We start from the raw sequence: 17,940 nt of genomic DNA, 5'->3' as shown, positions 1-17,940 counted from the left end.
CCGTTCCCCTTCGTGGGCTCGCGTGGCCGCGCCGCGGTCGGTCCCTATCGGCGCGCCACATCATCAACCCCGAAGAGGCTGTGCCCCGTGATACTTCGGGATGGCATAAAAGGGCTTTCAAACCGCTCGGAGCGTGCGAGGCGGCTGCATAGCACGCGGCGTCGTTCCTCCCGGTCGGGTCGGCGGCCCGCCGGCCTCAGAGCCCGAGGTACAGCTCCATCAGCTCGTCCTCCTCGGAGAGGTCCTCCGGCGGGCCGTGGAACTGTACCTCCCCCTCCGCGAGAATGTAGACGTAGTCGGCAAGCCGGAGCGCTGCTCGGACGTTCTGTTCGATCAGCACGACCTGGGCACCCCGGTCGACGAGCCGTTCGATTAGGCCGAACGCGTCGTCGACGAGCCGGGGTGCGAGGCCGGCCGAGGGCTCGTCGAGCAGGAAGGTGTCGGCGCCGGTCATCATTGCCCGGCCGAGGCTGACCATCATCTGCTGGCCGCCGGAGAGTTCCCGTGCCTTCTGGTCGAGCTTGTCCTCCAGTGCCGGAAACACCTCGAGCACCTCGGCCTTCCGATCGGCGATCGCGTCCGCGTCGTCCACGGTGAACGCGCCGACGTCGAGGTTCTCCTCGACCGAGAGGCTGGCGAAGATGCCGCCGCCCTGCGGCAGCGTCGCGATGCCGTGAGTGACGATGTCCTCCGGTTTCTCCTCGGTGAGGTCGACGTCGCCGTAGGTGATCGTGCCGTCCCAGACCGGGACGATCCCGTTCAGCGTCTTCAGGAACGTCGACTTGCCGGATCCGTTCGGGCCGAAGATGCACGTCACGCCGTCGCGGCTCTCGAAGGAGATCCCGTGGAGCACCTGGTGCTGATCGTAGCCGGCTTCGACGCCGGTCGCCGAGAGCGTCGGGACGGCGTTCGCGTCCCGGGTCCGGCCGGATCCGCTGCCGGTCGCGTCGGTCGCGTCGACCCCGTCGGTCGCGTCGCTCATACCGGCACCTCGTCGTCCTCCGCGGTCGTTCCGCCGAGGTACGCCTCCCGGACGGCCTCGTCCTGGGAGACCTCCTCGAAGTTGCCCTGTGCGATGTGGCGCCCGGAATCGAAGACGGACACCGTGTCGGCAAGCGTCTTCATCACGTGCATATCGTGTTCGATGACGACGAAGGTCGTCCCGTCGTCGTTCAGCTCGTGGATGTGGTCCATGATCCGTGACTCGAGTGCCGGGTTGACGCCGGCCGCGGGCTCATCGAGCATCACGACGTCAGGATCGAGCATCAGCACGCGGCCGAGCTCGAGCAGCTTCTGCTGGCCGCCGGACATCCCACGGGCCTCGTTGTCCGCGATGTGGTCGATCTCGAGGAACTCGAGGATCTCCCCGACCCGGTCGCGCTTCTCCTCACGGGAGCGGCCGTCGTCGGTCTGGACCGCGAGCATGTTCTGCCGGACAGTCATGTTCTTGAACGGGGAGACGATCTGGAACGTCCGCCCGAGCCCGCGCCGCGCGAGCCGGTGGGGCTCCCAGCCGGTCACCTCCTCGCCGTCGAAGTGGACGGTTCCGCCGTCCGGCTCGTAAAAGCCGGTGACGGTGTTGAAGAAGGTCGTCTTTCCGGACCCGTTCGGGCCGATGATTCCGCGGATCTCGCCGCGCTCGACCGCCAGCGAGATCTCGTCGTTGGCAGTCAGCGCGCCGAAGCGCTTCGTCAGGTCGGTCGTCTTGAGGATGGTATCGTCGTCGGTCATAGTAGATCGAACTTCTCCCCGAGCTCCTTGAGATTCTTTCGCACGTCCTCGCGACCGACTTCGCCGCGGAGGATCCCGATGATCCCGCTGGGCGCGAAGAGCACGGTAATCATGATGAGCAGCCCGATGAGCGGCAGGTAGAACGTGGTCGATCCGAGGAACACCGACGAGAGGCGTTGGAGCAGGAACACCAACAGCCCGCCGAACACCGGTCCGGTCAGGGTTCCGAGTCCACCCAGCAGCGCCATGATCACCATCCGGTCGGTGATGATGGGCGCCAGCACGTCGTTCGGGTGGATGAAGACGATGTACCACGCGTACACCGATCCGAAGGTCGCCGCGACGACACAGGAGAGGACGTACACCTGTCGCTTGACGCGGGTCGTGTCGATTCCGAGCGACTCGGCGGCGTCCTGATCGTCACGCAGCGCCTTTACCCGGTAGCCGAACTCGTGACGCTCGAAGAGGTAGTACGTGATGAGCATCGTGGCCGTACACAGGACGAGCATCGCGTAGTAGAAGAACGTCTCCGAGATCGCGAACGGGACCGCGATCCCGATGAACGTGTCCGGCGACCGTGGCAGACTCAACCCGAACGTTCCGCCGGTGATCTCGAGGATCAGCGCTGCCTGCTTGATCGACTCGGCAAGCGCCCACGTCGCGATCGCGAAGTACGCGCCCGTGAGCCGGAGCGTCGGCACCGCCACCAGGTACGCCAGGACGGCGGCCACGACGATCGCGAGGACGAACCCGACGACGAACGGATGGCCGAACTGCACCATCGCGATCCCGGCCGCGAAGCCGCCGATGCCGAAGTAGGCGCCGTGGCCGAAGTCCAGGTAGCCGGCGTACCCGCCGATCATGTTCCACGACTGGGCCAGTCCGATCCACATCAGCGCGCCGAGGCCGATCCGCGCCCAGAAGGTCCCGAACAGGAACGGCCAGGCGAGCAACAGCACGGCGATCGCGGCGAACCAGTATCGCCGGTCGCCGGGGAGCCGTCCGATGACGGGAGCGGACGCGCTCATGTGGCCCACTCCCCCTTCCCGAGAATGCCCGCCGGCGAGACGAGCAACACGACGTAGATGATCCCGAACAGAACGAGCAGCACCGCGTTCCCGCTGATGTACACCGCCGTGAACGACTGAGTGAGTCCGAGCACGACCCCCGCGATGATGACTCCCGGGAGGTAGCCCATCCCGGCGAGCACGACCATGAAGAACGCGAACGCCGTGTACTGCAGGCCCATTCCCGGGCTTGCGTTGAACGTCATCCCGATGAAGACGCCGGCGCTCCCGGTCAACGCCGCGTAGGCGCCGTAGGCGATCGACTGGTAGCGGTTGATGTTGATCCCCATCAGCCTGGCGTTCGTTCGGTCCTCGGCGATCGCACGGATGGCCATCCCGCCGCGCGTTCGGTACAGGTAGTACATGAACACGGCCAGGCCGCTCACGCCGAAGACGGCGGTCACCGTCCGAACCACGGGGAACGTTCCGAGTCCCGGCACGGCGATGCCGCCGGTCAACAGGGACGAGGGGACGTCCTGGCTGTTCGGGCCGAAGATCGTGAGCACGCCCCCGCGAAGGAACGTCGCCAGCCCGAACGTGAAGACGAGCCCCATCAACAGCGGATGGGGCCTATCGCCGGTCGTCACGTGGTGGATCAGCGGCTGGATGAGCGCGCCGACCGCGAAGAAGACGACGAGCACGATCGGGATCACGAAGATCCCCTCGGCGCCGAACAGGGGTGCAAGCACCGCGCCCATGAACGCGCCGACCATCACGTACTCGCCGACCGCGAAGTCGACGACCTCGAGCACGCCGAACGCCAACGAGAAGCCGACGCCGATGGTGACGTAGATCCCTCCGAGCAGGAGGCCGTTGATCACGATCTGCGTAAAGAGTCCAATATCGACCATTTATAACTGGTGGCGAGAGGATTACCGCTCGTCCCAGGCGGGGACGGGGTAGTTGGCCTCGCCGGTCGCGGCGTCCTCGGGACCGACGATCGTCGGTGATCCGTCCTCGCCGAGCTGGATGAGGAGGGTCTGCGTGTTGATGTTGTTGTGGTGGTACTCGCCGCCGACCTCGAAGGTGACGTCGCCGTAGAACGTGTTGACCTCGATCTCCTCGAGGATGCCGATGAGCTCGTCCTTGTCGTCCTGGGAGAGCGGCGGGGCCGCGTTGAGCTCCTTGAGTGCCTCCTGGTAGACGATCCCGGCCGCGGTCGAGCCGGCCTGCGTGTAGTCCGGTGCGGAGCCGTACGCGGCCTCGGACGCGTCGGCGTACGCCTGCGGGGAGTCGAACAGCACGCCGCCGGACCGTTCGACGCTCGGGATCCACACGGTCGCGCCGAAGGTGTAAGGCGCCTGGGCGCCGGCCCCGTCCTTGTAGGAGCCCGTGTTGACGCCGTAATGCATCAGGAACCCGTTCGGGGTGTACCCGAGCTGCTCGGACGCGCTGACGAGGTCGACGTGGCTTCCGATGTGGCCGCCGTGGAGGTGCAGGTCCGGGTCCGCGTTCTGTGCCGCGCTCACGACGTTCGTGTAGTCGGTGTCACGCGGGAACAGCTCGTAGTTCTCGACGGTGACGCCGGCCTCCTCGGCGGCGTCTCGCATCGAGACGGCGGTCGCCTCCGAGAACGGCTCGTTCACGCCCGTGACGTAGACCGATTCGGGCTGGGGCTCGAGGTTCAACAGCGCGGACGTCGCCTCGTTGCCGATGATGCTCACGGTCGGGATGGTCCCGAAGCTGTACTCGTAGCCCTCCTGCCAGATCTGCGGCGATTCGGCGCTGCCGGTGATGTGCGGCATCGAGTTCTGCTCGGCGATCGGGCAGACGGAGAGGGTCACGTTGCTCGAGTACGGCCCGAGGAGCGCGTCGGCGCCGGCGTTGATCATCTGCGAGGCCGCGTCGGCGCCGGCCGACGGGTTCGACTGCGCGTCGGCGTACTCGACCTCGACCTCGTAGGTGTCGCCGCCGATCTCGATCCCGCCCTGCTCGCGGTTGATCGTGTCCGCCCACATGTCGTAGCCGCGCTGGGTGACCCCGCCGCCGAACCGAAGGTCGCCGGACAGCGAGGTGACCGCGCCGAGCAGGAAGGTATCCCGTTCGGGGCCGCCCCCGAGTCCGGCACAGCCCGCGAGCCCCACGGTGGTTGCCGCAGCCCCGACGCTTTTGAGGAAGGTTCGACGATCGTCGTGTTTCCGTGGCATAGGTACACTTTCGCATATGAGCCATAGTACATAAACGTTTATGCTGTGAACGACTTTTGTGTTGGAATCGGCTGAAAACATCAAACCGTGTTTCAATATCCGGGTTGAGATGGAACGGTATCCACGGATCGGAACGGCGGCCGATGGGTTCCGTGGTATTCATTCTCCCTCGTCCGCGGGTTTCCTCATCTCCGTCCGCGGGTTTCCTCATCTCCGTCCGCGGTTCCTTCATCCCGATTTCCGGTTCCGATCCACTGGCGATTCACGTCGATAAACCGGCTATCTCGTGTCGATCGTGGCACCCCGCGTCGATCCCTTTTATTCGGTCCCCCACGTACGATCGATATCCGATGCCGCGCCTTCTCCACCATTCCGACGTCGAGAACGTCTTCGACACGCCCGCGCGGGCGGCCGCGCTTGCCGGCCGGCTCCGGGACCTTGACGGACCGGATGCCGTCGTCGTCGGGACCGGCGACACGGTCGCGCCGGGCGTGTGCTCGCTGGTCGCCCGCGGTCGCCAGGCGATCGACTTCTACGCGGCCGCCGGGACGCGCCTCGAGACCTTCGGAAACCACGAGTTCGATTACGGGCCCGACGTGCTTCGGGAGATCGTCGCCGACGCCGGCCCGACGTTCGTCTCCGCGAACGTCCGCGACGAGGACGGAGATCCCTTCGGCCACGCCGAGGGCGTCGTTCCATACACGGTTCGAACGATCGACGGCGAGCGCGTCGGGTTCGTCGGCGTCACCGACCCGGCCACGGACTCGTTGAACCCCCACGCCGCGGACCTCACCTTCAACGATCCAGTCACCGCCGTCCGAACCGCCGTCGCGGAGATGGTCGACCGGGAGGCCCCTGACCACGTCGTCGTCCTCTCACACCTCGGCGGCCGGGACGAGGAGCTTGCCCGCTCGACGCCCGTCGACGCGGTCCTCGGCGGCCACGTCCACGATCGGCGGGTCGACGTCGTCGATGGAACCCTCCTCGTCCGGCCGGGCGTCAACGGCCGGGCCATCGCGGAGGTTGACCTATCCGGGTCGGAACGATCGGGACCGCCGACGGCGCAGCTCCACGAGCGTGACGGCGCCGACCCGGTACCGGCGCTCCGGACCACGCTCACGGACCGGTTGGAGCGGGCGAACCTCTCGGACGTGGTCGCGACCGTTACCGAGCCCATCCACCGCGACGATGCGGTGGTTCACGGCGGCGAATGTCGGGTCGGGAACTTCGTCGCCGACGCCTTCCGGTGGGCCGTGGACGCCGACGTCGGGCTCTCGAACGCCGGCGGGATCCGGTCCGGCGACCCGATCGTCGGGTCGGTGACGAAGGCGACGTGTATCGGTCTCGTCCCGTTCGAGGAGCCGGTCGTTCGTGCCGCGGTCACCGGCGCGGAACTGCGGTCGATCCTCCGGGAGATGGCCGCTCCGGACGTCGATTTCGGCGCTGACGACTGGTGGCACGGCCACGTGTCGAACGCCCGGATCGTCTGGGACGCGGACGCCGAACGGCTTCGCGAGGCAACCGTCGGCGGCGAACCGATCGATCGCGACGCGACGTACACGATCGCGACCTCGGAGTACCTGCTGCACTCCGACCACGAGTTCCCGACCCTCGAGGAGCGTCACCGGGTCGGCGAGGGAGGCATCCAGTATGAGGAGCTGTACCGCTATGCCGCCGAACACGGGATCGATCCCGCGATCGAGGGACGGATACGGATCGTCTCGGAGGTGGATCCGGCCCGACCGAACTCGTGACGCCGAACCGGTCCCGAGGTCCGTGAGTGCCACCGAAACCGGCACCACGGTCAGGGAACGGCAGGGTCTTGTAACGGGCGGGCGAGGTGTCGGGTATGACCCTCGTCGTGGTCCCCGTTCGGTACCCGCTGACGAGCAACTCCGCGGCCACGCTCCGAGAGGCGACCCGGATCGCCGAGGACCGCGAGGCGGCCCTGACGGTGCTTCACGTCGATCTCTATCAGGACAGCCACAACGTCACGCGCGTCGACCTGAAGCGGGCCGTCGAGCGGGAGTTCGGGACGCTCGACCGGGCTCGGTACGTCGTTCGCAAGGGGTTCCTCGTCGAGGAGTCGATCCTCGAGGAGGTCGCCGCCGAGGGAGCCGACGTCGTCGTGATCGGGTCCCGACAGGCGAGTCGATGGCGTCGGACCCTCCGGAAAGTGTTCTCCGACCCGGACATCGACGAGTTTCTGCGCGAGAAGCTCGACTGCGAGGTCGTCACCGTCGACGACTCCTGAGCCGCGCTCCGATACTCCTGCCCGAGTTCGCCAGCGATCCTGCCTGCGTGCCCGTCACTCGAACTCGACGTCCGAGAGCGTCGTCGTCTCCCCGAACAGCCAGTCGGCGTGATCGACGGCGTACTCGCGATGGTCCGCCTCGATGTAGCCCAACGCGTCCTCGACGACGACGGGTTTGAAGTCGCGGAGCCCCGCGCTTCCGGCGGTGTGGAGGACGCAGACGTTCGCCAGCGTCCCACAGATCACCAGATCGCGGATACCGCGCGCGGACAGCCACCCCTCGAGGTCGGTCCGGTGGAACGCGTCGTAGGTGTGCTTCTCGACGACGTGGTCGTCCGCCCGGACCGATAGATCGTCGACGATCTCGGCCTCCCAGGACCCCTCCGTAACGTGTTCGCCCCACCGGTCGAACTCGTCGTAGTAGTGGGCGTCCTCGAACTGCTCGGGCGGATGGACGTCACGCGTGAACACGATCCGGGACCCCGCTTTGCGCCCGCGTTCGACGAGGGTTGCGACCGGCTCGATCGCCTCCCCGCTGGGCGGCGCATACAGGCTGCCGTCGGGGTGACAGAAGCCGTTCTGCATGTCGACGACCACGACCGCGGTCTCGCTCGGATCGAAGCGCATATCGATCGGTTGATCGAGGACCGCAAAAACCGTTCCCCGTCGCTCGACCGCGATCCGTCCGATCGTCGGTGCTCCGCTGATCGGTGCTCCGCTGATCGGTGCTCCGCTCGTCAGTTCGGTAAGGTACTTACGCCCCTGTGCCTATGACCCGGTATGCGACGGGTTCTCAGCCTCTTCGTCGCCGTGCTGTGTCTTACCGCGCTCGTGGGTCCGGTCGCAGCGTCCGCCACTCCCGTCGCGTCGGCCGGATCGGTCGAGGAGATGGAGCAGCCCGCGACGGTCGCCGCTCCCGCTCCCGAGACGGTCAGCGCCGATCCTCCGGGCCCCGCACGTCCGGCAGGATCGTCACAGGTCGACGGGACGTGTACTGCGGCCACAAACGAGACGATCGGGTACTGGGGCGGCGTCTGTCACGATGCCGACCTCGACGTCGACCCCTCTGACGGCCTCTCGGAGGCTGAGCTCACCGACCTCGTTCATCGCGGGATGGCGCGCGTCGAGTACGTCCGAAATCGGAGTTTCAACCGCTCGGTGCCCGTCGAGACGATGACGCGCGAGGAGTACGCGGCGACGTTCACGAGCGCCGATTCCGGATCCGACGCCGGCGACGAGAACACGTCCGCGGACGGGAACACGAGCGCGGACGGGAACGCATCCACGACCGGGAACGCCAGCACGTTCAACCGCTGGAACGACCAGGTCTGGAAGGCCCTGTTCATCGTCGGCGAGAGCGGGTCCTCCGAGCAGGCGATCCAAGGGACGCTCTCGGGGTCGGTCGCCGGGTTCTACTCGCCCGCCGGGGACCGGATCGTGATCGTGGTTCCCGAGGGAGAGACTATCCGGATCGACGAGGCCACGCTGGTTCACGAGTTGACCCACGCGATGCAGGACCAGTATCACAACCTCTCGGACCCGCGATACGCCGGACGGACCCAGGACACGGAGCTCGCCGTCAACGGGATCGTCGAGGGCGAGGCGTCCTACGTGGAGAACCGCTACCGCGAGCGGTGTGCGGCCGACGAGTGGCAGTGTCTGCCGACCCCGAACGACGACGGCGACGGGGGGAGCGGAAGCAGTCCCGAGAACTGGGGCGTCTACCTGACGGTGTTCCAGCCGTACTCGGACGGTCCGGCGTACGTCGCCGACATCATCGACGAGGAGGGCTGGAGCGGCGTCGCGGAGCGGATGGAGAACCCGCCGACCACGACCGCGGAGACGATCCACCGCGAGCCACGCCACCCCGCGAACATCACGTTCACCGACACCGCACGGAACGGCTGGCGGACCTATCCCGATCAGGGCGTGAACGGCTCCGACACCGTCGGCGAGGCATCGATGTTCACGATGTTCTGGTACCAGAGCCGCGAGTACGGCGCGGACACGTTCGACTGGCGATCGGTGTTGTTCGAGACTTCACACCCCGAGTCCGTCTACAACTACAACCATCCGTCCACCGCCGGGTGGGCCGGTGACCGGCTGTTCCCCTACCGGAACGACGAGGGGACGGCCGAGCGTGACGGCTACGTCTGGGTCACCGAGTGGCGGTCGTCGACCGACGCCAGGCAGTTCCAGGCGACCTACCGGCGAATGCTCGCGGCCCACGACCCGGTCCGTCGCGAGGACGGTACGCGGTACGTCGCCGACGGTGGGTTCAGCGGCGCCTACGCGATCGAGCGGAACGACACGCGGGTGACGATCGTTCACGCACCTACCCCTCAGGCCGTCTTCGACATTCGGCCCGACATCGATCCGGCCCAGCCGACGGCCGAACCCGAGACGGACGACGGCGGGATCCCGCCCTCGATCCCGGACGATCCGACGACCGGCGACGCGACGCCGACCGAGACCGACCCGACGGCGGAGCGGACGCCCGGATTCGGGGTCGGCGCCGCGGTCGCCGCGCTGACGGCGGTCGTTCTCGCGACGCTTCTACTGGGTCGGCGACGACCCTGAGCGACCGATCATCGCCGCTGTGGATCGGCGGGGGGCGGCGACGGATGGCTTTTTGCCGGCGCGGGCGAACCGTCCCGTATGAGCGAGTTCGACATCGTCGGCGCCGACGCGATCCGGGAGGGTCGGGCGACGGACGCGTATTTCGACCGAACCGAGCAGGTACTGGCGGCCGCCGGCCGAAACCCTCGGGTGGTCGCCGAGGTGACCGCGGACCAGTTTCCGGACGGTGACTTCGAGCTGTTCGCCGGGCTGGAGAACGCGGTCGAACTCCTCTCGGGGCTCGACGTCGACGTCGACGCGATCCCCGAAGGCCGGCTGTTCGACGGCGGCCCCGTGATGCGGATCGAGGGACGCTATCTCGAGTTCGGCCGCTTCGAGACGTCGCTTTTGGGGTTCCTGTCGCACGCGTCGGGGATCGCGACCGCGGCGCTCGACTGTCGGATCGCCGCGCCGGAGTCGGCGGTGCTCTCCTTCGGCGCCCGACACGTCCATCCGGCGATGACCGCGACGGTCGAACGATCGGCGCTCGTGGCCGGATTCGACGGGTTCTCCCACGTCGCCGCCGGCGACGTGATCGGCCGGGAGGCCTCGGGGACGATGCCGCACGCGCTCGTCATCTGTTTCGGGAACGGAAACCAGGAGGCAGCCTGGCGGGCCTTCGCCGACGAGGTCGACGCCGACGTGCCGCGGATCGCGCTCTGTGACACCTACTCCGACGAGAAGGATGAGGTCATACGGGCCGTCCGGGAACTCGGCGACGACCTCGACGGCGTCCGTCTCGACACGACCGGATCCCGGCGCGGCGACTTCCGACACATCGTCCGCGAGATTCAGTGGGAACTCGACGCGCGGGGCCACGAGGACGTCGACGTGTACGTCTCCGGCGGGCTCGATCCTGCCGATCTCCGCCGACTTCGCGACGTCGCGGACGGGTTCGGCGTCGGCGGCTACGTCTCGAACGCCGACCCGGTCGACTTCGCGCTCGACATCGTGAACGTCGGGGGTGAGCCCGCCGCGAAACGGGGCAAGCTCTCGGGGCGCAAGCAGGTCTACCGGACGGCTGACGGGGGCCACCACGTCGGCCTTGCCGACCGGGAGGGTCCAGCGGACGGCGAGCCGCTGTTGGAGCCGCTGCTCCGGGACGGCGAACTCGTCGACGACCGGTCATTCGACCTCGATGCGGCCGCGGAGCGGGCGCTGGTCGACGCCGATCGAGTCGGATACGGGTCCGAGGAGTAGTCCGTCAGTTCTCGGTCGAGAACGCCTCGACTGCGCCGCCGTCCTCGCGCTCTCGGAAGACCTGTCCCTCGATGAGCGTCACCATCGTGTCATCCTCCTGCCAGGCGTTTGGGGGCAGCTGGGCCTTCCGGCAGGCACGCGAGAGGAACTCGGCTGCCGACCAGTCGTTCTCGACGGGCAACATCGGGTACATCCAGCCGTGGCTCCCGTCGGCGTCGATCGCGACGCCGTGGACCCCGAGCTCGATATCCGCGATCGGATCGTCCGTGAGCGTCGTCTGGGAGACGATACACACCGAGATCTGCAACGAGTCGAGCTCTTTGGGGCCGACCTCCGAACCGCAGGAATCGTCGGAGGCAGCGGTGATCGCCGCGTCGACGATCGCGTGGCCGAGCTGGTCGCCCTCGCTGTAGGTTCCGGCACAGCCGCGGAGTCGACCGCGGCCGCGCGTTGACTGCAGACGGACGAACGCGCCGGTGCGGTTGTAGAAGGCGTCGCGCATACTGCCCGGCTGCTCACGCTGGCCGTGTCGTACGAACGATTCGACTGATTCACGCGCCAGTTCGACCGCTCGCGCGCCGTCCTCGTAAGAGAGCCGAACGGCCTGAGCCTCGGACATATCCGATCACAAGCGGGCTGGCGACTTGAACGTGTTCCTTCCGAGTGGACGATGATGAAGGATCCGATCACGACGACGCGTGGCGTCAATCACGGGAGGTAGCGAACGCTCACGAGGCCGGGCTCCGAGCGGATCTCGACCCGGTTTACGCCCAGCCTGGCGGCTCGAGAAAGCGTTGCCTCCCGGTCCTCGGCGACGTCGGAGACGGCCTCCTCGGTGGCATCCTCGGGTACCGTGAGTACGTGGAGTTCGCCGTCGCCTGCCCGGGGCTCCCGCGTGAGCTCGCCGACGGGCTGGTCGGCGGCGATCGACCGCTCCTGGGTCGTCGGTGGTTCCTCGCTCGTCTGGATCGGGACCGTTCGACGCCGGTCGACGGCGACGACCTGGTAGGTCACCTCAAGCGGCGGATCGGGGGCGATCGTGGCCTCGAGCACGTCCTCGGTCTCGACGCCGGGGTTCGAGCTCACGGTATGCACCTGCCCGTCGTGGACGTCCTTGAGCACCGCCGAATCCGTGTCGGCGTGGGTCACGAGGAACGTTCCGGCCTTGCCGTCGGCGGGGACGTCGTCGGTCGCCGTGCCGTCAGCGTCCCCGCCGGCGGGCGTCGTCGGGGGCTCCTTGTCGGTCATACGGTTCGATAGACGGTCAACCCTTTTCGGCGTTTCGAGCCGTCACCCGCCGAGGCGTCGATGGGCGAGGATCATCACGGCGGCGGCGACGAACGGCGGGAGGAGACCGAACAGCGGGTGTGCGGCGTACAACAGCGCCAACACCGTCGAGTCGGTCGGCGTCTGGAACTCCGGCGGCGCGGAGATCACGAGTGCGAGGTACAGGGACGCGAGGAACGCGTATCCACACGCCGCAAGCGCCTGGTCGTACTGTCGGTGAACGGCGGTCCCGAGCCGGTGGCGCCGCGCCACGAGCAACACGGGAGCGACGAGGGGCCCGACCGCGAGGAACCCGACGAGCACGAACAGCGATCGGGAGAACGAGACGAGGCCGCCACGAACCAGGTCGGCGGTTCGAGCCAGCTCGACGATCAGCCCCATCCCGACCACGAGGGCGATGAACAGTGCGGCCAGCGAGCCGACGAGCCAGTACACGCGGAAGAACCACGAGTCGCTGGCGCGAACCGCGTACGGAAACGCGCCGAGCGCCCCGCGATACGCCTCGGTCATCGCCCGGACTTCGAGTCCTCGAGCGATAAATCCCGCGACCTCGGTCCAAGGCGCGGATCGACCAGCAACCCGTCACCGGGCCGCGGCCGTCAGAACGCCCGCAGTTCCTCGAGAACCGCGGCGGCGGATCCGTCGTCGATCGCCTCGCGTGCCGCCGTCAGCCCGTCCGCGAGCGTCTCGACGTCGTCACGAGCGTAGATCCGGAACGCGGCGTTGAGCGCGATCGCGTCCGCGAAGCGGTCGGTTCGGTCGCCCTCGAGGACGGCCTCGGTGATCGCCGCCGAGTCCGCCGCGACGTCGTCGACCGCCAGGTCGTCCGTCTCGAAGTCCATCCCGTACTCGGCCGTCTCGATCTCGTAATCCGTGAACGTCGGGCCGTCGTCGGCATCAGTGGCGTCGTCGGCAGCAGCGTTCCACTCGGCGACCTTCGTGTAGCCGGGACGGATGTCGTCGTAGCCCTCCATCCCCTGGAACATGATCACCCGATCGAGGTCGTGGAACCGACTCGTCGCGAACGTGTCACAGATCTTCTTCGCGAACGCGAGGTGATAGAAGGATCCCAGGTGAACGTCCGCGCCCGCGGGATTCGCGAGCGTCTCGATCGTGTTCACGAACGTGCGGACGCCCATCCGCTCGCGCCGGTCGTGAAGGTCGTCGATCGCGGGGTTGAACGCCGGCTCGTAATAGAACCCGAAGCCGGTCTCGTCAACCATCGCTGCGGAGTCGCGGGGCGTGAGCTCGGTCGCGACGCCGAGTTCGTCGAGGACGTGCTTGTAGGCGTCCTGCTTTTGGGTCGGCACGCGGTCGCCGGAGTGGGCCACGACCGGGGTGCCGGCGGCGGCGGCGACGATCCCCGCCGCGGCGCCGAGAATCGCGGTATCGCCCTTCCCGTCGTAGTTGGCGCCGCAGTCGACCGGATCGGCGTCCGGTTCGGCGTAGTCGACGCGCTCGCACATCACGTCGGTGAACGCCGCAAGCTCCTCGGGCGTGTTCTTCTTCCACCGGTTCGCGAGCCAGAACGCACCAAGCGTCGTCGGGTCGGGTTCGTCGGCGAGGATGCGCTCGAACGCCTCCGTCGCCTGCTCGCGCGTCAGGTCTTCCGCCGATTTGGGGCCTGAGCCGCAGACCTCGGTCATCAGCCGTTCGAGGGGCCACTCGCCGAACTCGAGGGTCGCGTTCGCCATACGCCGAGTTCGATCGCCGTGCGCAAAAGCGTCCCGCTCGCCGGCCACGAGCACGGCCCTTGACCGAACTACCACTCCGAAAGCCGTAGGTACGCCCCGACCATACCGGGGGTAATGACCCTCGATGCCGACTGGCGTGCCGACCTCGACGCCGTCGACGCCGCGCTCATCGACGGCTACCAGAGCGGGTTCCCGGTCGTCGACCGTCCCTTCGAGACCGTCGCGGACGCGATCGCTGCGGAGACGGGCCACGACGTCGACGGGAACGAGATCCTCGAGCGCGTCCGTGACCTCCGGGAGGCGGGCGTCTTTCGCCGGTTCGGCGCCGTCCTCAATCCGCCGGTCATCGGATCCTCGACGCTGGCCGCGGTGCAGGCGCCCGCGGACCGGTTCGAGGAAATCGCCGAAACGGTGAACGGCCACCGGCAGGTGAACCACAACTACCGCCGCGACCACGAGTGGAACATGTGGTTCGTCGTCACCGCCGGATCCCGGACACGACGCGACGACATCCTCTCGGCGATCGAGTCGGAGACCGGCTGTTCCGTGCTCACGCTCCCGATGCTCACCGACTACTACATCGATCTCGAATTCCCCGTGGTCAACGGCGATCGGTTTGCTCGCGAATCCGTCGCCGGCGAGGATGCCTCGGCGACCCGGATCTCCGAGGACGCGCGCGGGGACCTGTCGCCGCTGGAGGCGGACCTCCTCGTCGCCATCCAGGACGGCTTTCCGCTGTCGGCGACGCCCTACCGGGACGTCGCCGCGGACATCAACTCGTCCTCCACCGGGATCGACGCATCGTCTGCGGCGGTTCGTGCCGCGATCCGGCGACTGTTGGCTGACGGCTGTATCAAACGGATCGGCTGCGTCGTCAACCACGTCGTCACCGGCTTCCGGAACAACTGTATGGTCGTCTGGGACGTGCCCGACGCGGACCTCGACGAGTACGGCGAACGCGTGGGCAGCCTGCCGTACGTGACGTTGTGTTACCACCGGCCGCGACGCCCCGAGCAGGATTGGCCGTACAACCTGTTCACGATGATTCACGGTCGCGAGGCCGAGGCGGTGGACGCGAAGATCGACGAACTCGCCGCCGACTACCTCCCGGTACCCCACGAACGGCTCTACTCGACGGAGACGCTGAAACAGACCGGTGCGCGGTACGAGGAGCTCCTCTCGGAGGCATAGCCGTCCCCGCCCCCGTCGAACCGATGGAACCGCGGAACCCTCGAACCACCGAACCCTCGAACCACCGAACCCTCGAACCACCGAACCCTCGAACCACCGAACCGTCGGACCGTCGAGGCCTGCTCCGGTCATCCGGGACCGACGGCTATTCGTGTCCGCTGGGCGAGCCTCCGGTATGCTCACCTACGTGACGACCAATCCCGGGAAGGTCCGGGAGGCCGAATCGTACCTCTCGTCGGGCTCGATCGACCGCCTCGAGTACGATTATACCGAGATCCAAAGCGACGATCTCGGGCCGATCGCTGCCCACGGTGCGCGGGAGGCGTATCGCCACGCCGGCGACCCCGTGCTGGTCGACGACGCCGGGCTGTTCATCGACGGGATCGATGGGTTCCCGGGGCCGTACTCCTCGTACGTCGAGGACACGCTCGGCGTCGACGGCGTCTGGGACGTCGCCGCCGACCTGCCGGATCGAAGCGCCGCGTTCCGGTGCGTGTTGGCCTACTGTGACGGCGAGGAGTTCGCGGCCACGCCCGACCCGATCGATCGTGACGACCGAGTGGCCGCCGCGGCCACGGCCGGTCCCGACGACGCCGCCGACGAAACGTCCGCCCAGGCCGACGCCACCGACGATCGGTCCGCTCTCCCGGTGAAGCTCTTCGAGGGGTACGTTCCGGGAACGATCGTCGCTCCGCGCGGCGACGGCGGCTTCGGGTACGATCCGATCTTCGAACACGATGGGACGACGTTCGCCGAGATGGACACCGAGCGCAAGAACGCGGTCTCCCACCGCGGCCGTGCGCTCGCGAAGTTCGCCGAGTGGTTCGCCCAGCGGTAGCGGGCGGACACCGGATTCAACACGAGCAACCGGCGATCCCGCCCGGAGGTATATCCGTGATCGGGAAGCACCCCGCCGCGTGCTCGACGAAACCGTCCCGACGTCTCCGCGATCGTGCGACACGCGGCGTCGGGTCGGGGATCCTCCCCACCGCGCACCCGTGTCGCCTGTTCGCCACTGACGCCGACCCACGGTCAGAGTGTCCCCGGCATCGCCACGGCAGGGCCGTGATCGTCGTTACGGTTCGACCGTGAGCCGATCACTCGTGAGGGTCACGGTCCGACCCCGGATACTCGCCACCGACCACCGTCGGGTACAGGCGTTCGGGGTCGAATACCGCCGTGAACGCCCGCGGTTCCCGAACGCTTAGGTCGACCCGGTCACGGAGTGCCACCCCCGCAGCGACGCCGGTCAGATCTGGATCGAAGGAGAGCACGTGCATCGCGCCGCCGCGGTACGCCGCCGCGAGTGCGGGATGGTCGCCGGGTGGTTGATCGACGACGACGAAACGGTCCGCCGCAAGCGACCGCCACGCGGACGCGAGCTCGAGACCCGCGAGATCGCTGATGACTGCCTGCGCGTCCGCAAGGAGGTCGGGGGTCGCGACGATGGTGAGCCACGAGTGACCACGGATCCGGTCCAACGCGGCGCGTGCCTCGCCGCCGACGAGGAGGTCGGCCGCCAGTACGTCCGCGTCGACAACGATCCGCGCGATCGAGGGATCGGGACCATCACCATCGTCCGCCGAGTCGTCACCATCGTCCGCCGAGTCGTCACCATCGTCCGCCGAGTCGTCACCATCGTCCGCCGAGTCGTCACCATCGTCCGCCGAGTCGTCGCAAGCGTCCCCTGTCTCGCTCGTTCGATCGTCCGCCGGCGACTCCGAGATCTCGTCATCCACCGGTGATGAGCGTCGCGCCGCGAGCGCGTCGCGAACATCCGAACGTGTGACTCCCGTCGGCGGTCGATCGAAGAGGTCGCTCCAGTGCACACTCCCGAACACGGGCCGATCGGATATCCGATTTACGACGGCGCCACCACGATCGAAGCCGTCGGTGACCGACGGTTCAGCCGGACGACCGCCGCGCGTCTGACGTGGGTTTATGGGCGTCGGGAATCCCGAATCGACTGGGCGCGCGAATCCACAGTTTCCCCCCATCCTCACCCCGCGCGCCCCCCGTCACACGCTCGTTCAGGGCTACACACCCGTTCGTCGGCCCTGGTCAATCCGAACTTCGCTCACGCGGTCCCGATCAGCGTCGCTTCGACGTCCTCGATCGAACCGGTCGCGACGAGCAGCGCGAGCCTGTCTCCAGCCTCGATCGCCGTCCCCGGGAGCGGGATCGTCAGGGGGTCGCCGTCGCGACCGTGTGCGTAGATGCGGCCGTGATCCCCCAGGTCGACCTCGTTGACGTGATCCCCGATAACCGGTGCGCTTGCAGTGACGGTCACGGTGAGCAGCTGGAGCCCCTCAGTCAGGTCGTCGAGAGCGTTGAAGTCGCCGCCGAGGATCGCGGTTTTGGCGCCCGCAGCGCCGAACCGCTCAGGGTAGATGACCGCATCGGCATCCTTCTCGTACCGCTCGTACGTGTCGCGTTCGACGTCTTCACTCAGCCGCATTACGGTCCGGCAGTCGTACGTCGACCCGATCCGACAGATCCGGTGGTTCGTCTCGACCGAACCGGTGAGCCCACCGACGGCGCGGGCATCGTCGATCCCTGCCTCCTCGAGGACCGACCGAACGCTGCCGTCGCCGTCGGTGACGTGGAACCCTCTCTCCCGAGCTCTGTGGACCTTCTCGCGGTCGTTGTCGACGACACGGACGTCGTGGCCCTCCGCGTCGAGTACCCGCGCAGTCCGTGCGCCGACCCGTCCGAATCCGACGACGAGGATTAGCATACCTCGCCGTACG

18 protein-coding genes are annotated in these 17,940 nt (G+C 67.7%); 6 read left to right on the top strand and 12 right to left on the bottom strand.

Annotated features, from left to right (window positions below; translation table 11 throughout):
- Positions 1 to 196: 196 nt before the first annotated feature.
- From OQF70_RS02405 to OQF70_RS02385, 5 genes are read right to left on the bottom strand one after another with little or no spacing between them, the layout of a single operon-like run.
- Positions 197 to 982 (bottom strand): ABC transporter ATP-binding protein, encoded by a 786-nt coding sequence (locus OQF70_RS02405; protein WP_280535628.1) that lies wholly within the window; start codon positions 980 to 982, stop codon positions 197 to 199.
- A complete protein-coding gene (locus tag OQF70_RS02400) occupies positions 979 to 1,731 on the bottom strand; it encodes an ABC transporter ATP-binding protein (protein ID WP_280535627.1) in 753 nt (250 codons plus the stop codon). The genes OQF70_RS02405 and OQF70_RS02400 overlap by 4 nt, the downstream gene beginning before the upstream one ends.
- On the bottom strand, positions 1,728 to 2,759 hold the full coding sequence (locus OQF70_RS02395) for a branched-chain amino acid ABC transporter permease (protein ID WP_280535626.1): 1,032 nt from the start codon (positions 2,757 to 2,759) through the stop codon (positions 1,728 to 1,730). The genes OQF70_RS02400 and OQF70_RS02395 overlap by 4 nt, the downstream gene beginning before the upstream one ends.
- A complete protein-coding gene (locus tag OQF70_RS02390) occupies positions 2,756 to 3,649 on the bottom strand; it encodes a branched-chain amino acid ABC transporter permease (RefSeq protein ID WP_280535625.1) in 894 nt (297 codons plus the stop codon). Before OQF70_RS02390 ends, OQF70_RS02395 begins: the two co-directional genes overlap by 4 nt.
- A gap of 21 nt (positions 3,650 to 3,670) precedes the next feature.
- The gene (locus tag OQF70_RS02385) at positions 3,671 to 4,945 is read right to left on the bottom strand and encodes an amino acid ABC transporter substrate-binding protein (protein ID WP_280535624.1); all 1,275 of its coding nucleotides are present in this window, start codon (positions 4,943 to 4,945) and stop codon (positions 3,671 to 3,673) included.
- Between the two features lie 350 nt (positions 4,946 to 5,295).
- Here OQF70_RS02385 and OQF70_RS02380 point away from each other — a divergent pair, with 350 nt between their 5' ends.
- Both OQF70_RS02380 and OQF70_RS02375 read left to right on the top strand, forming a co-directional pair.
- Entirely contained in the window at positions 5,296 to 6,699 is a 1,404-nt protein-coding gene (locus OQF70_RS02380; protein ID WP_280535623.1) for a bifunctional UDP-sugar hydrolase/5'-nucleotidase, read from the top strand.
- Between the two features lie 95 nt (positions 6,700 to 6,794).
- Positions 6,795 to 7,199: a universal stress protein gene (locus tag OQF70_RS02375; RefSeq protein WP_280535622.1), complete on the top strand. Its 405-nt coding sequence runs from the start codon at positions 6,795 to 6,797 to the stop codon at positions 7,197 to 7,199.
- Between the two features lie 54 nt (positions 7,200 to 7,253).
- Here the strand turns inward: OQF70_RS02375 and OQF70_RS02370 are convergent, their stop codons facing one another.
- Positions 7,254 to 7,826: an isochorismatase family cysteine hydrolase gene (locus OQF70_RS02370; RefSeq protein WP_280535621.1), complete on the bottom strand. Its 573-nt coding sequence runs from the start codon at positions 7,824 to 7,826 to the stop codon at positions 7,254 to 7,256.
- Positions 7,827 to 7,979: 153 nt separating this feature from the next.
- On the opposite strand from OQF70_RS02370, the gene OQF70_RS02365 reads away from it, so the two are divergent.
- Positions 7,980 to 9,779 carry an Hvo_1808 family surface protein gene (locus OQF70_RS02365; RefSeq protein ID WP_280535620.1) on the top strand — a complete coding sequence of 600 codons (1,800 nt, stop codon included), beginning with the start codon at positions 7,980 to 7,982 and terminating at the stop codon, positions 9,777 to 9,779.
- 78 nt (positions 9,780 to 9,857) lie between these two features.
- Positions 9,858 to 11,018, top strand: coding sequence for a nicotinate phosphoribosyltransferase (locus OQF70_RS02360; RefSeq protein ID WP_280535619.1), 1,161 nt, complete (start codon positions 9,858 to 9,860; stop codon positions 11,016 to 11,018).
- 4 nt (positions 11,019 to 11,022) lie between these two features.
- On the opposite strand, the gene OQF70_RS02355 is transcribed toward OQF70_RS02360, so the two are convergent.
- From OQF70_RS02355 to OQF70_RS02340, 4 genes are all read right to left on the bottom strand, one after another.
- A complete protein-coding gene (locus OQF70_RS02355; protein WP_280535618.1) occupies positions 11,023 to 11,637 on the bottom strand; it encodes a TIGR00296 family protein in 615 nt (204 codons plus the stop codon).
- Positions 11,638 to 11,726: 89 nt separating this feature from the next.
- Positions 11,727 to 12,266, bottom strand: coding sequence for a DUF5812 family protein (locus OQF70_RS02350; protein WP_245710129.1), 540 nt, complete (start codon positions 12,264 to 12,266; stop codon positions 11,727 to 11,729).
- A gap of 42 nt (positions 12,267 to 12,308) precedes the next feature.
- Entirely contained in the window at positions 12,309 to 12,815 is a 507-nt protein-coding gene (locus OQF70_RS02345) for a hypothetical protein (RefSeq protein WP_280535617.1), read from the bottom strand.
- An 89-nt stretch (positions 12,816 to 12,904) separates the two neighbouring features.
- Entirely contained in the window at positions 12,905 to 13,999 is a 1,095-nt protein-coding gene (locus OQF70_RS02340; protein ID WP_280535616.1) for an anthranilate phosphoribosyltransferase, read from the bottom strand.
- Positions 14,000 to 14,113: 114 nt separating this feature from the next.
- Here OQF70_RS02340 and OQF70_RS02335 point away from each other — a divergent pair, with 114 nt between their 5' ends.
- On the top strand, positions 14,114 to 15,190 hold the full coding sequence (locus OQF70_RS02335) for an Lrp/AsnC family transcriptional regulator (RefSeq protein WP_280535615.1): 1,077 nt from the start codon (positions 14,114 to 14,116) through the stop codon (positions 15,188 to 15,190).
- A gap of 175 nt (positions 15,191 to 15,365) precedes the next feature.
- Complete coding sequence (locus OQF70_RS02330) at positions 15,366 to 16,028, top strand: non-canonical purine NTP pyrophosphatase (protein WP_280535614.1); 663 nt, start codon at positions 15,366 to 15,368, stop codon at positions 16,026 to 16,028.
- A gap of 259 nt (positions 16,029 to 16,287) precedes the next feature.
- Here OQF70_RS02330 and OQF70_RS02325 read toward each other — a convergent pair whose 3' ends face one another.
- Together OQF70_RS02325 and OQF70_RS02320 are read right to left on the bottom strand one after the other, a co-directional pair.
- Positions 16,288 to 16,929 carry a hypothetical protein gene (locus OQF70_RS02325; RefSeq protein WP_280535613.1) on the bottom strand — a complete coding sequence of 214 codons (642 nt, stop codon included), beginning with the start codon at positions 16,927 to 16,929 and terminating at the stop codon, positions 16,288 to 16,290.
- A gap of 338 nt (positions 16,930 to 17,267) precedes the next feature.
- Positions 17,268 to 17,927: a TrkA family potassium uptake protein gene (locus OQF70_RS02320; protein ID WP_280535612.1), complete on the bottom strand. Its 660-nt coding sequence runs from the start codon at positions 17,925 to 17,927 to the stop codon at positions 17,268 to 17,270.
- Positions 17,928 to 17,940: the final 13 nt, after the last annotated feature.

Origin of the sequence: Halopenitus sp. POP-27 (assembly GCF_029889855.1) — an archaeon.
Classification (GTDB): Archaea; Halobacteriota; Halobacteria; order Halobacteriales; family Haloferacaceae; genus Halopenitus; species Halopenitus malekzadehii.
This window is presented reverse-complemented; position numbering and strand designations above follow the sequence as displayed.